The 16843-nt window shown below is 26.8% G+C and carries 16 protein-coding genes and 2 rRNA genes; 3 read left to right on the top strand and 15 right to left on the bottom strand.

Annotated elements, in window-relative coordinates; genetic code table 11:
- Positions 1-85 precede the first annotated feature (85 nt).
- From spoVG to recA, 7 genes are all read right to left on the bottom strand, one after another.
- Positions 86-355 (bottom strand): septation regulator SpoVG, encoded by a 270-nt coding sequence (gene spoVG / locus AWT65_RS00085; RefSeq protein ID WP_066728052.1) that lies wholly within the window; start codon positions 353-355, stop codon positions 86-88.
- A gap of 71 nt (positions 356-426) precedes the next feature.
- Complete coding sequence (locus AWT65_RS00080; RefSeq protein WP_066728050.1) at positions 427-2133, bottom strand: proline--tRNA ligase; 1707 nt, start codon at positions 2131-2133, stop codon at positions 427-429.
- The gene (locus AWT65_RS00075) at positions 2134-3042 is read right to left on the bottom strand and encodes a DMT family transporter (RefSeq protein WP_066728048.1); all 909 of its coding nucleotides are present in this window, start codon (positions 3040-3042) and stop codon (positions 2134-2136) included.
- A gap of 3 nt (positions 3043-3045) precedes the next feature.
- Positions 3046-5103, bottom strand: coding sequence for an ATP-dependent DNA helicase RecG (gene recG / locus AWT65_RS00070; RefSeq protein WP_066728046.1), 2058 nt, complete (start codon positions 5101-5103; stop codon positions 3046-3048).
- Positions 5093-5677, bottom strand: a complete 585-nt coding sequence (rdgB, locus tag AWT65_RS00065; RefSeq protein WP_066728045.1) for an RdgB/HAM1 family non-canonical purine NTP pyrophosphatase — start codon at positions 5675-5677, stop codon at positions 5093-5095. The genes recG and rdgB overlap by 11 nt, the downstream gene beginning before the upstream one ends.
- A gap of 43 nt (positions 5678-5720) precedes the next feature.
- On the bottom strand, positions 5721-6272 hold the full coding sequence (locus tag AWT65_RS00060; protein WP_066728044.1) for a regulatory protein RecX: 552 nt from the start codon (positions 6270-6272) through the stop codon (positions 5721-5723).
- Complete coding sequence (gene recA / locus AWT65_RS00055; RefSeq protein ID WP_066728042.1) at positions 6244-7329, bottom strand: recombinase RecA; 1086 nt, start codon at positions 7327-7329, stop codon at positions 6244-6246. Before recA ends, AWT65_RS00060 begins: the two co-directional genes overlap by 29 nt.
- Before the next feature lie 129 nt (positions 7330-7458).
- Between recA and AWT65_RS00050 the strand changes: the two genes are divergently transcribed.
- Genes AWT65_RS00050 through AWT65_RS00040 form a run of 3 tightly spaced genes read left to right on the top strand, consistent with a single transcriptional unit; the run spans position 7459 to position 10472 of the window.
- Positions 7459-8454: an AEC family transporter gene (locus tag AWT65_RS00050; protein WP_066728041.1), complete on the top strand. Its 996-nt coding sequence runs from the start codon at positions 7459-7461 to the stop codon at positions 8452-8454.
- Positions 8455-8467: 13 nt separating this feature from the next.
- Positions 8468-9463 (top strand): 2-hydroxyacid dehydrogenase, encoded by a 996-nt coding sequence (locus AWT65_RS00045; protein ID WP_066728040.1) that lies wholly within the window; start codon positions 8468-8470, stop codon positions 9461-9463.
- Positions 9464-9476: 13 nt separating this feature from the next.
- The gene (locus tag AWT65_RS00040; protein WP_066728039.1) at positions 9477-10472 is read left to right on the top strand and encodes an AEC family transporter; all 996 of its coding nucleotides are present in this window, start codon (positions 9477-9479) and stop codon (positions 10470-10472) included.
- Positions 10473-10509: 37 nt separating this feature from the next.
- Here the strand turns inward: AWT65_RS00040 and AWT65_RS00035 are convergent, their stop codons facing one another.
- The 8 genes from AWT65_RS00035 to rrf (AWT65_RS00005) form a co-directional block, all read right to left on the bottom strand.
- Entirely contained in the window at positions 10510-12306 is a 1797-nt protein-coding gene (locus AWT65_RS00035) for a hypothetical protein (protein WP_066728038.1), read from the bottom strand.
- A gap of 1 nt (position 12307) precedes the next feature.
- Entirely contained in the window at positions 12308-13387 is a 1080-nt protein-coding gene (rnmV, locus tag AWT65_RS00030; RefSeq protein ID WP_066728037.1) for a ribonuclease M5, read from the bottom strand.
- Positions 13380-14846, bottom strand: coding sequence for an aminoacyl-histidine dipeptidase (locus tag AWT65_RS00025; protein WP_066728036.1), 1467 nt, complete (start codon positions 14844-14846; stop codon positions 13380-13382). The genes rnmV and AWT65_RS00025 overlap by 8 nt, the downstream gene beginning before the upstream one ends.
- Positions 14847-14856: 10 nt before the next feature.
- Positions 14857-15006, bottom strand: a complete 150-nt coding sequence (locus AWT65_RS06545; protein ID WP_198142918.1) for a hypothetical protein — start codon at positions 15004-15006, stop codon at positions 14857-14859.
- Between the two features lies 1 nt (position 15007).
- Complete coding sequence (locus AWT65_RS00020) at positions 15008-16042, bottom strand: Y-family DNA polymerase (RefSeq protein ID WP_066728034.1); 1035 nt, start codon at positions 16040-16042, stop codon at positions 15008-15010.
- A gap of 37 nt (positions 16043-16079) precedes the next feature.
- Positions 16080-16532: a PTS sugar transporter subunit IIA gene (locus AWT65_RS00015; protein ID WP_066728030.1), complete on the bottom strand. Its 453-nt coding sequence runs from the start codon at positions 16530-16532 to the stop codon at positions 16080-16082.
- 29 nt (positions 16533-16561) lie between these two features.
- Positions 16562-16669, bottom strand: a 5S ribosomal RNA gene (gene rrf / locus AWT65_RS00010).
- A gap of 11 nt (positions 16670-16680) precedes the next feature.
- Positions 16681-16788, bottom strand: a 5S ribosomal RNA gene (gene rrf, locus AWT65_RS00005).
- Positions 16789-16843: the final 55 nt, after the last annotated feature.

Here is a 16843-nt window from a genome sequence, read left to right as displayed (position 1 = left end):
AGCTTGATATAATTACATTGTAGTAATAAGTAATTAATAAAATGTTTTTTTTCATTAAAGAGCTATATTAATATAGCTCTTTTTCTTAATTATTCTTTTCTTCTTCATACTTTTTCAAAATTACTTCAGTAATTTGAGCTCTAAATTCTGGTTGTATAGGATGAACTATATCCTTGAATTCATTATTGCTTAATTTCTTTGATGGCATTGCAACAAATAATCCATTTTGCCCATCAATTAATTTTAATCCATGTACCACAAAGCAGTCATCAAAAGTAATATCTGCATAAGCCTTTAATTTCAATTCGCTTTCTGTTCCCTTTACGATTCTAATTCTTACATCTGTAATAGTCATTTCTGTACCTCACTTTAAAATAATCTGTTAGTAAAGTATACCCTATTTTTCAAAAAATGCAAACTTTTTTTTTATTTTTCTTTACAGTATTCAAGAACATCTTCAATTTTTATTAATTTTGATTCTGAATTTTTTCTATATTTTATTTCAACAAAACCTTCTTCTGCTTTGTTTCCAACTATTATTTTTATTGGGAAACCTATAAGATCTGCATCCTTAAATTTAAAGCCAGGTTTTTCATTTCTATCATCATAAATTACATCAAATTTATTAACCTTTAATTTTTCATATATTTTTTCAGAAATTTCCACTATTTTTTCATTTTTCATATTAGTTGCAATTAAATCAATTTCATATGGTGCTATACTTCTTGGCCAAATAATTCCATTTTCATCATTATTTTGTTCAACAGTAGCTGCTGCTACTCTTGAAACACCTATTCCATAGCAACCCATAATAACTGTTTGTAATTTACCATTTTCATCTAATACCTTAGCATTCATTTTTTTACTATATTTATCTCCTAATTTAAATATATGTCCTACTTCTATACCTCTTGCTATTTTTAAAACTCCATCTCCTTTAGGTGATAAATCTCCTGCTTTGGCTAGTCTAATATCTGCAATAATATCATATTTTAAATCTTTAATATTAACATTAATATAATGATAATTTTCTTTATTTGCACCTGTAACGAAATTAAATAAATATTTAACACTTTCATCCATTACAATTTGTATATTTTCATTGATACCTTCTAATGCACCAATATACCCCTTAACAAGTCCTAATTTTTCTATTTCTTCATCTGTTACTAATTCTAATTCAGTATTTAAATTAAAGGCATTTTTAACCTTAATTTCATTTATATCCAAATCTCCCCTAATTAAAGCTAGATAGTATTTTATATCATCTTCACAAATTTCCTTAAATAGTATAGATTTTACTATTTTTTGCTTAGGTATATTAAGATATGTTGCCAAACTATCAATGCTTGTTTTATCAACAGTTTCAACTAAAGTTTTTTGTTTTTCTTCTTCTTTTGGCATAATTAAATCTATTTTACTTGTTGCCTTTTCTACATTTGCTGCATAATCAGCTGTATCAGAATATAGGATATCATCTTCCCCAGCTTTTGCTAAAACCATAAATTCATGGCTTTCTGCTCCACCTATAGAACCAGTATCTGCTTCAACTGGTCTAAAATTAAGTCCACATCTTGTAAAAATATTACAATATGTTTTTTTCATATTAAGATATTCTTTATCCAAACTTTCTTTTGTTAAGTGAAAACTATATCCATCTTTCATAATAAATTCACGACCACGCATAAGTCCAAATCTAGGTCTTATTTCATCTCTAAACTTAGTTTGAATTTGATAAAAATTAACAGGTAATTCTTTATATGATTTTACCAATTCTCTGAATAAATATGTTACTATTTCTTCATGTGTAGGCCCTAATACAAAATCTCTTTGGTTTCTATCCTTAAATCTCATAAGTTCAGGTCCATATGCTGACCATCTTCCTGATTCCATCCATAAATCTGCAGGTTGCATAATAGGCATTAATAATTCAATAGCACCTGATTTTTCCATTTCTTCTCTAACTATTTTTTCAATTTTTTGTAAAACTCTCAAACCTAAAGGCAAATAAGTATAATTACCTCTTGAAACTTGTTTTATCATACCTGCTCTTAGCATTAATTTATGACTAGTTACTTCTGCCTCTTTTGGGCTTTCCTTATATGTTTTTATAAATGTTTTTGAGAATCTCATTTAATTTTTCCTCCTTTTTTTTATATTTTTAATTATTATTTCCATTTCAGTTAAAACAACTGCTATAAGTATTAATACTCCACCAATTATTACATTTTTCGTTAAAACTTCCTTCAATATTAAGCTTGCAAATAAAGGGGCAAACACTGATTCAGTTCCTAAAAAAATTGATGCTTTAACTGAGCTAGTATATCTTTGAAATAAGGCTTGTAAGAATAAACAAATACCCGTAGTTACTAATCCTATGTAGGCAACAGCTAGCATTTCATTTACAGACAAAAATCTTACATTTTCTCCGCCAATTCCTGTTACACTAGACAAGCCTAAGGTTATTAAAAAAAGTAATGCTGCTATAGTATTTTGTATTAATATCATTTTTTCTACTGTATATTTTTTTGAATAAAAACCTGTTAGAGCTATATGTATCCCATAAAAAATAGCTGAAATTATTATCAGCATATCTCCCATATTCAAAGTAAATAAATTTTGATTAGGAACATATGATATAAAGCCTACCCCTACTAGGCATAATAATGTTGAAATATATGTGTATACATCAGGTGCTTTTCTATTTAACATCCACGATATATATGGGACAAACATTACATTAAGTCCTGTATAAAAAGCTGCCTTTGATGCCGTTGTATATTTACTTCCAACTATCTGAAATCCATAAGCAAAAAATATCACAATAGATATTAAAAACATTTTCCTTATATCTTTTTTTGTTATTTTCTTTATTGTACCATGAAATATAAATAATAAGAATATACTTGCTATTGTAAACCTAAGTGCTAACATATATATGGGGCTAATCCCCTCATTTAAGCCTATTTTGGTTGCAATAAATCCTAAGCCCCAAAGCAATCCTACTAATAATAATCCTATATCTGCAATACCTTTTCTCATTTGTTAGTCTCCTATTCTTTGCTTATTTTCGATGTCCTTTATTAAATAATTATTATCAATTTTACCTTCATGTTCTTCTAAATAGCAATTTACAAATTCTTTAACTTGTTCTATTTCTTTAATATTTCTTACTATATCCGACAAAACTAAATCAGAAATTCCACTTTGTCTAACACCGAATATTTCTCCAGAATTTCTAAGTTTTAAATCTTCTTCAGCTATTTTAAAACCATCAATTTCTTTTTCTAAAACTTCTAATCTCTTTTTTGATATTTCATTTTCACTTTCAGATTCTAAAAAGCAATATCCTCTTTTTTCACCTCTTCCAACTCTACCTCTTAATTGATGTAAAGTCGATAAACCAAATCTTTCTGCATTCTTTATAACTATAATATTAGCATTACTAACATCAACACCAACTTCAATTACAGTCGTAGATACTAATACACTTATTTCTTTAGTTATAAATTTATTCATTATTTCATTTTTTTCCTTTGCAGACATTTTTCCATGAATTAAGCCTATATTCTGATCAGGAAATTTTTCCTTTATTTCTTCATATGTTGCAAAAGCTGATTTTGCATTAATACTTGTACTATCTTCTATAAGATAAGCGACAATATATACTTGTTCTCCCTTAATTAATTTTTCATTAATAAAGGAATACATTTTCTTTTCTTCTTCAGCTGTTTTTATCCACTTAGTAATAGTTTTCTTTCTTCCACTTGGCATTTCATTAATTATACTAACATCCAGATCTCCATATATTGTCAAGGCTAAAGATCTAGGTATAGGTGTTGCACTCATAACTATTACATTGGCTAATTTTGCTCTTTTTCTTAATTCATTTCTTTGTTCCACACCAAATTTATGTTGTTCATCAATTACAGATAAACCCAAATTGAAAAATTCTACTTCCTTATTAATCAAAGAATGTGTCCCAATAACTATATCAACTTTTCCATTTTTTATATCTTCTAATATTTTTTCTCTTTTTTTGCCCTTAACAGAACTTGTTAAAAGCTCTACTCTTATATTAAAATTTTTAAATTTTGTCACAATATTATTGTAATGTTGTGTGGCTAAAATTTCTGTAGGTGCTAAAAAAGCTGATTGGTACTTATTTTCAGCCATATATAGCATTATTACAAGAACGACTACAGTCTTTCCTGAACCAACATCCCCTTGTATTAATCTATTAATATATTTGCCCTCTTTTAATTCCTTATAAATTGAAGTAATGACTTTTTTTTGTGAACTAGTCAAGGTAAAAGGTAGAGATTTTATATATTCTTTTACTATATTTTTGGTATCTTCCAATTTATATCTATTAATATTTTTCTTATTATCAATATATCTTTTTTCTAAAATACCCATTTCAAGTATCATTATTTCTTCAAAAGTAAATCTTCTAACAGCTAATTTTAATGCTTTTTCATTACTTGGGAAATGAATATTCAATATTGAAGTCATTCTTGACATTATTTTATTGTTATATATAAAATCTAGGGGCATATTTTCCTGTAATAAATTACCAAATTTATCTATAGCATTTTTAATAAGTGTTCTTATCTTATTTTGTGTTATTCCCTTAGTCAACGAATAAATTGGCTCTAATTGTGAATCTTCCTTAAAATTATTTTCATTATATACTTTTTTATAACTTGGATTAATCATTTGACATTTAGGAAATTTTTTTATTTTACCTGTTACCAAAATTTTATCGTCATATTTTATATTTGAATAAATATATCTATTATTAAACCATAGTAAATCTATAATTCCTGTTTGATCCATTAATTGTATGGTAACCATTATTCTTTTGCCTGGTAAAAATTTTTTATTAATACTAACTACTTTACCTTCTATAATAGCTACCTCTTCATTTTTAACTTCTGCTATTTTTTTATACACTGCACTATTTTCATAATATTTTGGAAAATAATAAAAAAGATCATACAAATTATCTATTTCTAATTTTTTTAATGCCTTTAGTGTACTTGCATTTAAACCTTTTAATTTAAGGTTATTTATATCTTCAAATAATATATCATAGCTCATTTTCTTTTAACCATTGTATAAATTTTTGAAAAGCTCTTGCTCTATGACTAACCCTATCTTTTTCTTCTATATCTGCCATACCAAAAGTTTTATTCAAATCATAACTAAAGAAAATTGGATCATAACCATGTCCCTTAGTACCCATACTTTCCTTTGCTATTTCTCCTTCGGTTTCTCCTCTAAATGTTATATACTCACCATTTGTCTTTAATAAAGTTATAACACAAACAAAATGAGCTGTTCTTGTTGTATTTTTTTTATTAACTTCTTCTATTAAAGCTTGACCCCTTTCTTTATATGTTTCAAGGTCATTTCTATATCTAGCTGTATGTATACCTGGTTTTCCATCAAGGCAATCTATACAAAGCCCTGAATCATCAGAAACTATAGCCTTATCTTTATTTAATTCTCTAACAGCCTTTGCCTTTATTAATGAATTTTCTTCAAAAGTTAAACCATCTTCTACAACAGAAGGCATAGTTATACTTACAAAGTTAACTCCATATTTATTAGCCATTTCATTAAATTCTTTCACTTTCCCTTTATTACTAGTAGCTAAAATTATTTCTTTCATATATCTCCTTTTTTTAAAATGCACACTTAAAAAGTGTGCATAGTTATTTTATTATTTCTATAATTTTTTTTATTTTGGAATATGCGTAACCTTTTCTTGTTAATTTTACTATTATCTGTGCCAACTCTAAATTCTTATTTTGTAATTTCTTTATTTCTTTTTCTAATAAGTCATCTTCAATTTCATTAGGTGCATCTTCATAAGCTCTCTCTATATTAGATCTACTTATTCCTTTTTGCATTAATTTAAATATATTTTTTTGTTTACTATTACTATGTGTCATTATATATGATAAGGCATAATCAACATCATCAATATATCCTAATTTTTCTAGTTCTTCAACTACTTCTTCAATATATTCTACCTGTTTATACTTTGCCTTTAATTTACATATTAATTCATATTTTGTTCTAGCTTTTAAATAAATATAAAATAAGGCTTTATGTTTGATTGAAGCTTTTAATACATCTATATAAATATTACTAATATCTTTCCCTATTTTCAAACCATACTCGTGTATTATATCAGGACTAACATCAATAATTTCATCATTTTGTAGATATAACTTATTCTTCGTTAAGTTCTGTATCAACATTTTCTTCTATTTTTTCTCCAAAATTATTAGTTGGTTCAGCTGAGATTTTTTCTAAAACTTTTGCTTTTATTTCTTCAAATAATTCTTCATTTTCCTTTAATAATTTTTCAACATTTGCCTTACCTTGACCAAGTTTTGTATCACCATAACTAAACCATGACCCACTTTTTTTACAAATATTATAGTTTATAGCTAAGTCTATAATTTCTCCAATCTTTGAAATACCTGTTCCATACATAATACTAAATCTAGCTTCTCTAAATGGTGGTGCAACCTTATTTTTAGTAACCTTAACTAAAACTTCATTACCTACAAGGTCATCTCCTTGCTTAATTTGCCCAATTCTTTTAACTTCCATACGAACAGTTGAGAAAAATTTTAAAGCTCTTCCTCCTGATGTAGTTGTTTGAGGTCCAGGCATAAAGCTAAATCCCCCTATTTTTTCTCTTATTTGATTTATAAATATAAGAACAGTTTTTGATTTTCCTATAGAGCTAGTTAATTTTCTTAAGGCTTTTGACATAAGTCTGGCTTGTAGCCCAACTTGCAAATCACTCATATCTCCATCTATTTCATTTTTTGGAACTAAAGCTGCAACTGAATCTACTACTACAACATCTACTGTTGAACTTCTAACTAACAAATCAGCTATTTCTAGAGCTTGTTCCCCACTATCTGGTTGAGATATTAGTAATTCATCTATATTAACTCCTAAGGCCTTTGCATATACTGGGTCTAGTGCATGTTCTGCATCAATAAATGCTGCTATACCTCCTATTTTTTGTGCTTCAGCTATAATACTCAAGGCCAAAGTTGTTTTACCTGATGATTCTGCTCCATAAACCTCTACTATACGGCCTCTTGGAACTCCTCCTACACCTAAGGCTAAATCCAAATTTATACTTCCTGTAGAAATACAGCTCACATTCATTCTCTTATTTTCTCCAAGTCGCATTATTGATTCATTTCCAAATACTTTAAGTACCTCTTTCATAGCAAGTGCTATTGATTGATCTTTAGAAATATTTTCTACATTTTCTTCTTTTTTCTTTGCCATATTTGTCCTTTCTCTAAGTTCAAAATATCAACCTAATTATATCATATTTTAATGGTTAAAAAAAGAGAATAATTGACTTTTGAATGCAATATATTATATACTTTATTTATTCAAAAAGGGGGGACAACGATGACACAACTAAGTGTAATTTTGAGTACTAAATTTTTATCAGCAATTTTTTCTACAATATTTATTATCCTTCTTGGATATTACTTAAGAAGAAAAAATTTAGTTAATGAACATGGAGCAAAGGTTCTAAGTTCAATTTTATTATCAGCTGCTTTACCAGCTTTAGCATTTACAGCCTTTATGCAAGATATTAAAAAGGAAACTTATACTACAGGTATAAATGTTTTAATATTTGGTTTTGTGGCATACATTTTGTTGATTCTACTAGGTTATTTATTTTATATAAACTACCATGGTGATACTAAAAAAACTATGATAGTTTTAACAGCCTTTGGTTCTACAACATTCTTCGGTATACCAATAATCAATGGATTACTTGGTAATACTGGTACTTTATATGCAAATATTTTCAATATTGCTTATAGAGTTTTCTTATATTCATTCGGTTTAATAATGATGAGTGGTATAAAATTTGAAAAGAAAAATTTAAAACAAATTTTTCTAAATCCTATAATAATAGCAACTTTCTTGGGACTTATTGTTTGGATATTCCAAAAAGAAATACCCTTTGCAAGAATAGATAAAACTGCTAAACCAATATTTGCTGCATTGAAGTATTTAGGTGGTTTATCATCTCCTTTAGCTTGGCTTGCAATAGGTATGACTTTAGCTAATATTTCTTTAAAAGATGCTTTAAAAGAAACAAAAACTTTAGTATATGGTGCAATAAAATTAATTATAATCCCAGCTTTATTCTTAATTTTATTAATAATTCTAAATTTCGTTGGAATTACTTTCCAATATGATGCAATTGTTGCTATAATCATCATGCTTGCAACACCACCTGCAACTGTTGCTGTTGCTTATGCAATTAAATTTGAAAAAGAAGCTATACTTGCTTCAGATATTTCATTAGTAAATACTGTTTTATCTGTATTTGCTATAATTATATGGATAATAGTATTAGCAATAACTCATGCTTATGCATTGATATAGAAAAGAGGAAAAAATGAAAGTATTATGTTACGGTGTTAGAGATGTTGAAAAAAAATTCTTTAAAAAAATAAATGAAAGATTTAATTTTGAATTAAGTTTAATACCTGAATATTTAAATAGTAAAGAAACTGCTGAATTAGCTAAAGGTTTTGATGCTGTTATTCTTCGTGGTAATTGCTTTGCTAACAAAGAAAATCTTGATATTTATAAAAAATTAGGTGTTAAATATGTTTTAACAAGAACTGTTGGTGTTAATCATATAGATATTGCTTATGCAAAGAGCTTAGGTTTCAAATTAGCATATGTACCTTTTTATTCACCTAATGCTATAGCTGAATTAGCAATAACTCATGCTATGATGTTACTTAGAAATATGGCATTAACTACAAGTCAAACTTCTAAAAAAGATTTCCGTTGTACAGCTAATATGTTCTCAAGAGAAATTAGAAAATGTACAGTAGGTGTAATTGGTTTAGGTAAAATAGGTTTCACAGCAGCAAAATTATTTAAAGGTTTAGGAGCAACTGTACTTGGTTATGACATAATGAAAAAAGAAAATGTTGATGATATTTTAACACAAGTTAGCATGGAAGAACTTATACAAAAAAGTGATATAATTTCTTTACATATTCCTTTTATCAAAGAACAAGGTAAAGTTGTTAATAAGGACTTCATTGAAAAAATGAAACCTAATTCTATATTAATTAATACTGGTCGTGGAGAAGTTGTAGACACTAAGGCATTAATAGCTGCAATTAAGTCTGGTCATCTTGCTGGAGCTGGTCTTGATACAGTTGATAAAGAAGCTGGAATTTTCTTCAAAGATTTATCAAATTCTACAATAGAAAATGAAGACTTTGAAGCTCTAGTTGAACTTTATCCTAAGGTTCTATTATCACCACATATAGGTTCATACACTGATGAAGCTGTTACTAATATGATAGAAACAAGTTTTGAAAATTTACAAGAATATATTACAACAGACAAGTGTAAAAATAATATAAAATAAGGAAAGAGGCTCTATGAATCAGTTGAATATAATATTAAATACCAGTTTTTTATCCGCAATTTTTTGTAGCATATTTATAATACTTCTGGGTTATTTTCTTTTAAAAGAGAACTTAGTTCCAGATAATTGTGCTCATGCAATTAGTAGTGTATCACTTAGTGCTACACTACCTGCATTAGCCTTCACTGCCTTTATGCAAGATATAAAAAAAGAAACATTTACAACAGGAATAAATGTCTTAATTTTTAGCTTTATAGCATATGTTTTGTTAATTTTATTAGGCTATGTCTTTTATTATAAATATTCGGGTAAATTAAAAAAAGCCTTAATAGTGTTTACTGCTTTTGGTTCTACAACTTTTTTTGCTATTCCAATAATTGATGGAATTATAGGTTCTACTGGTACTTTATATGCTAATATATTCAATATAGGTTATAGAGTCTTTTTATATACATTTGGTTTAGTTATGATGAGTGGTATAAAATTTGAAAGAAAAAATATAAAAAAAATTATAGTAAATCCTATTATTATAGCTACTTTTTTAGGTCTATTCTGTTGGATATTCCAAAATACTTTTCCAATATTGAGAATAGATAGAAGTGCAAAGCCAATATTTTTTGTACTAAAATGTTTAGCTGAAACATCATCTCCTTTAGCCTTTTTAGCTATAGGAATGACATTAGCAACCGTACCCTTAAAGGAAGCTTTAAAGGAAAAAATGACTATTATATATTGCGTTTTCCGTTTAATTATAATTCCAGCTATTTTCTTAGTAATATTAATTTTATTTAATTACTTTGGTATTATTTTTAAATATGAAGCTGTTGTTGCAATAATAATAATGCTTACAACTCCTCCAGCTACTGTTGCTGTTTCTTATGCAATTAAATATGATAATGAAGCTTTACTAGCTTCTAATATTTCTTTAATAGGAACCTTTATTTCTATTATTATGATGATATTTTGGTTAGTCATTTTAAATTATACACATAGTCTATATTTAGTATAAAAAAAACTAGAAATTTAATTCTAGTTTTTCTTTTTTTTTATTTAACATCTATTTGTATAAATATTGGATCATGATCACTGAAATATCCTTGTGCCTTTGTTGATTCTGAGTTTATATTTAAAATATCTACTTTCATTTTTTTAGCATATTTATTATTAACCAATAAATTATCTAATACTTGTGCATTACCTTGATATATATATGTATGTCTTTGATTCTTTGGTAATTGTTCTACAGCACTAACCATCACATCAGTTTTCATTGCCTTTAAAGTTGGTGAAAATTCAAAGTCATTCATGTCTCCCATTGACAAAATTATTGCATTTGGTTTTTGTTTATTAATTTTCTTTAAAAATGCTCCTATATATTCCCCTTCAGGTATTCTTAAATTTTCAGATGCTCTTTTTACTGGTTGATTCTTTGAATAAATTTTATCATCAAATCTCTTAGATTTTAAATGATTTACTACAACAAATACATCTTTTTTACTATTTTTTAATTGAAGATGTGCAACAAGAGATTTTCTAACATCTTTGAAGAAATCTTTACCATTTCCTAATCTACCTGGATTATATGTTAATTTACCATTTTGTATATCTGTATCTACTATTGCATTTCCTTGATTAATATATGGTGCTTCTAATTTGTCAGTTCTGTATAATATTGCATTTCTAATATGCATTTCTGGCCAACCACCATCTTTTCCATCTTCTGGATTTATAACCATATATTTATATTCTACTCCAGTAACTTTCTTTATTTCATTTACTATAGCAGTTAAAGTTTTTTCAGAAGATACTACAGTTCTATCTTTTACATTACCTCCATCGTCATCTCCAACTTCTGCTAGACCTATGATATCTGGAGTTTTAAGATAATCTCTAACTTGTTTTGCTAAAATTTCAACTCTTTTTTCACCACCATCTGCTATAGTGAAATTTTCTATATTATATGAAACTACATTTAATTTATTTTTATCATAATTAAATTTATTTTTATCTCTTTTGAAGCCCATATCCTTTAATTTAGGCAATTCATTTGTATTTATTAGCTTATAATTTGAATAATTATATGTTAATATTCCTTCTATTGGAGCTGTAAATACATCTCCTGGATTAGGTGTAAAACTTGGATCTTTATATCTACCATCATATCTAGGTCCTTCTGTTATTTTGAATAATTTATCTTGAACTAACACTCTTTGAGTTTGTTCATTATCATATGTATATCTTATTCCACCATTATTAGTTTTATTTGTTACATATTTACCATATTCTGGTACTACGCTTATTTCTCCATGATCTTCTGATACACCTGTAACCATAGGTTTATTAACTTTAACTAACATTGATTCAAGAGATTCATAATAATCCATCGCATTTTTCTTTATATTCAACTTTTCATTAAATTTACCTATATATACTTTTTTAGGTATTTTATGTGGATCAATTACTGTAGCTTTTACTTTATGATTTTTAGATATAAGTTGTAGATTACTAGCTTGTATACTTGTAACTGTTAAATCTGAAGGATTAGGTCTTCCAAATTGAATTTCTTTTACAAGCCCATCAACACTTACATAATCACCCTTATTAGGCAATTCTCCCTTAGTTTCTACATAAATACCTTCAGAAGTTGTTTGATTATTATCAGCTTTTAAACTTTGCATATAAAAACCTTTACCAACTATAGCTGTAACTACACCTTTTACCTTTGTTACTTCTTTATTATTATAAGGTGAGGTATGAGTTGTACCTTGTATTTCAGAAATAGTTTCTGAATAAGCAATAATACTTGATAGCATAACTAAACTTGCCATTACTTTCAATTTCATTTTATTTCTCCTTAAATTTAAAATACCACTTTTTTACACTTTCTGGAAAATAATCTATATATTTTTCTGGATCATTTCTAATCATTGTAGAAGATATAGAATAATCTTCTCTTTTAGGATCTAATAAATAGGCTTTTATATTAAAATACTTATTATACTTTTCTTGATCTTGAACTTCATTTGTAAAAATACAATCTATCTTTAATGAATTTTTTTCTATTTTTTCATTAACTCTTTTTGACCAAGCTTCCCAGCCATTAGGATATGGCTCTATTCCATCTTCATTTAATTCTAATACCTTTATATTCTTATAACCCTTAACTTCCAATTCAACAAATCTTTTTCTATCATTTATCGTTAAATTAGCTAATTTTGATTTTTCATTTAATTTTTTATCTCTTTCTGTTTCAGAACAAACAAAAACATATACATTTTTGCAATATCTTGCAACTAATTTAATAAATTTAATATGTCCCTTATGTACAGGAAAAAACTTACCAAATATTGCTGCATTTTTATCCTTAAATTTATACATTTTATTTACTATTTCAACTGCAGCATCAAAATCTTTTCTTGATATATTAAGACTGTTTAATAAATTCAATAATTTTTTACCATTACAATAACCTATAGCCAAAATATCTCCCAGTAATTCTCTTTTAATTCTACTATTATTACCTACTAATAGTCCTGCATCCATTAATTCTGTTATTGTAAATTTATCTTTCTTATTCTTTTCAACTTCATGTATATTTTTAAATAAATCAAAAATATCATCTGCATTTAAATTTTCAACTCCAACATTATCCTTTTTTGTTGCTAAAAATTTATTTGCATATATATTTATAGCATTTGGAATATTCTTATTTATCTTTTCCCTTATTTTTTTACCAGCATAATCTGGATCTGTTAAAATATATATTTTATTATTTTTTGCCAATCTTTTTAAATCGTCAATTTTTTTTTGATTTGCTCCACTCATTCCATTTAATATATATATTTTTTCTGGTTCAATTACTCTACTTAGGGCTGTTTTATCATCTTTACCTTCAACTACTACAATACCATCTATTTTAATCAATGTTATAATCCTTCAATGCTTTTAATAAATATTCATAAGTTTGCCCTACAGCTTCTATACTCATTCTTTCATCAGGTGTATGAGGATTTTTAATATCTGGTCCTATAGAAATTACATCTAAATTAGGATTTTTTTCAAAGAAAATTCCACATTCAAGACCAGCATGTATAGCTGCTATCTTAGGTTTTTTACCTGTTTGTTCTTCAAAAATTCTTGCAAAATAGTCTCTTATCTTTGAGTCTTTTCTATATTCCCAAGGATTACAACTATCATCTATAACAGTCTTGCTATCATATTTTTCACCATAATTTACAAGATATTTACATAATTCTTCTTGTTCATAAAGAATTCCACTTCTAACTAAGGCATTAACTGTTACAAATTTCTTTTTATCGTCATCTATTGTTGTTATTATACCCAAATTAAGTGATGTTTGTACCAAACCTTCTATATCTTTTGAAAATCTAATAACTCCTGTTAAATATCCTTCCAAATATCTTAATAATTTAACTGTTGATTTTTTACTAAATTGTTTTTGTGCCATATAATTTTCTTTAGTAAGTATAGCTTGCATACCACTTTCACTTGCCTTGTATTCATAATTCAATGAATCTACTGCTAAATCTATATATTCCTTTAATTTATCAATATTTTCATCTGCAACAAAAGTTACTTGCCCTTCTCTAGGTATAGTATTATTTTTACTTCCACAATTTATACTAACATAATTTACATCACACATTATTGAAACTCTTCTTAAAATTTCATTCAATATTTTTATAGCATTTGCATGATTTTCATGTATGTCTGCTCCACTATGTCCACCTTGTAAACCTTTAATTTCTAAGTTGTATATATTATCTTTTAAAACAATTTCTTCAGCATCAAATTCTAAAAATGTTCTAACTCTTGAACAACCTGCACTACTTACATAAATAGAACCATATTCTTCACTATCTATATTAACCAAAATATCTGATTCTAATTTTGATATATCAAATTTTGTTGCACCCTTCATGCTAACTTCTTCATCTGTAGTAATTAATACTTCTAATTTTGGATGAGGAATAGTATCTGATTCTAATATTGCTAAAGTCATTCCCATAGATATACCATTATCTGCACCCAAAGTAGTTCCATCTGCTGTTAAAAAGCCATCTTTAATTAAAACATTTATCCCTTGTTTTTCAAAATCAAATTCTACTTCTTTGTTTTTTTCACAAACCATGTCCATATGCCCTTGAATACAGATAGATTTGTATTTTTCATAACCCTTTGTTGCTTCTTTTCTAATTAAGATATTATTATTTTCATCTTGATAAACAAATAAATTGTGCTTTTTTGCAAATGATACTAAATAATCACTAACTTGCTTTTCATTTCCAGAACCTCTTGGTATCTTTGAAATTTCTAAAAAATAGTGAAATACTCTTTGTGGATATAATTTTTCTATATTCATTGTTCCTCCCCTATAATATATTATCTAATAATTCTTCTAAATATCTCATTTCTTCTTGATTCAAATCACGACCTTGCTTTAATTTTTTTAAAATATGATCATCATTTCCAACAAGACTTCTTTCCATTATCTTTATTATCAATCTTTTATAATAATCCATATCAATCTCCAAATAATTTAAGATACTCATAATTACACTTTGTAAAATTACTAATTGATAAACCTAAAAGCCTAATATTTTCACCTTTATATATATTAATTAATAACTCTTTAGCTAGTAATAGTATATCACTATTTTCATTAATTGGCGAAAAAAATGTTTTACTTTTTGTAATAGTTTCAAATTCTTCATTTCTTATCTTTATAACTAATGTTAAAGGATAAATATTCTTTGATAAAATTTCACTCCTAATTTCCACAACTAGGCTTTCTAGTTCTCTATAAATTTCATTAAAATTTTTTAAAGCTGGATAAAAAGTTCTTTCTTTACTTATAGATTTTTCAATTTTTTCTATATCAAAATACTCATCTGAATTTCCTCTTATCATCATATAAATCATATCTGCTCTTGCCTTGCCTAAGGCTTTTCTTAAATCTTCTTTTGAAATTGCATAAAGTTCTTTTGTATAGCTTACGTTCAAATTATATAATACTTCTCTTGCCTTTTCTCCTATACCTGGAAATATTTTAACATTTTTATCATATACATAATCAATAAACTCTTCCTTGCTTGTTATAGCATATATTCCATTTGGCTTATTAACTTCACTTGCAATTTTAGCAGCAAGTCTATTGTATCCAACGCCAATAGAAACAGGCAAATTAAATTTATCCTCTATTAATTTTTGAAATTTTAAACTAAATTCATATATATTTTTTTTATCAATATCAATCTGTATATATCCTTCATCACAGGATAAAAATTTTACTTTTTTAAATTTTTTGCATATTACTTCCTGTATTTTTTTTGAAATAGAAAGATAATATTCTTTCCTAGGAGTTATAACTAAAATCTTAGGAAATATTTTTTTTGCCATACTCACCGTCATTGCAGAATGTATTCCATATTTTCTTGCAATATAGTTACAAGTTGCAACTACATGATCTCCTACAACCAAAGCTTTAGATTTTAATTCAGGTCTATCTCTCATTTCAATTGAAGCAAAAAAGCAATCCATATCATAATGTAAAAACATAAAGCTCCTTATGTCAAAAAAATGACAAAATATTTTGTCATTTTTCTTCCATTTTTTTTATTAATTCTATAAATCCTTCTTTTGATTTAGTATTACAAAGTAAATCAGTTTCTACATCTGATTTTAATAATCTACTAATCTTAACTAAAGCATCTAAATGTAATAATTTTGTTTCATCATTACTTGCTATCAAAAAGAATACAGTAGATTTCTTTTTATCTAATGAATCACAGTCTATACCTTCTTTTTTTGTACCAACAGCAATTGCAAATTCATTTACGTATTTTGTTCTAACATGAGGTATGCATAATCCATATTCCATTGCTGTAGACCCAGCACTTTCACGAGCTAGTATTGCTGATACAAAGCCTTCAAAATCATTTACCTTATCTTTCAAAAGACCTGCTAATTCTCTCAAAGCTTCTTCCTTATTATTAGCTGTTAGTTCAAGCTTAATATTTTCAGTATGTAAATACTCACTTAACTTCATTCTCATCCCCAACCCTTTCTTAAAAAAAAATTTGGCAATCATCTATTTTCCCCATTTCTGAGTATCTTCGACGCACACAGTCTTAACTTCTAGGTTCGGTATGTTACTAGGTGTATCACTGTAGCCAAATCACCAAATTTCAAAACAAACTTGGCAGTTACCAATCTTCCCCATTACTGAGTATTTTAGGCGTATATAGGCTTAACTTCTAGGTTCGGTATGTTGCTAGGTGTACCCCTATAGCTTTGCCACCAAGTTTTAATAAGACAATTAGAAATAAATAGTAGTTGTAAAAAAGATCCTTTAGTAAA

This window comes from Sneathia sanguinegens (genome assembly GCF_001517935.1).
GTDB lineage: Bacteria > Fusobacteriota > Fusobacteriia > Fusobacteriales > Leptotrichiaceae > Sneathia > Sneathia sanguinegens.
The sequence above is the reverse complement of the archived record's forward strand: the minus strand, read 5'-3'. Positions and strand labels throughout refer to the sequence as shown.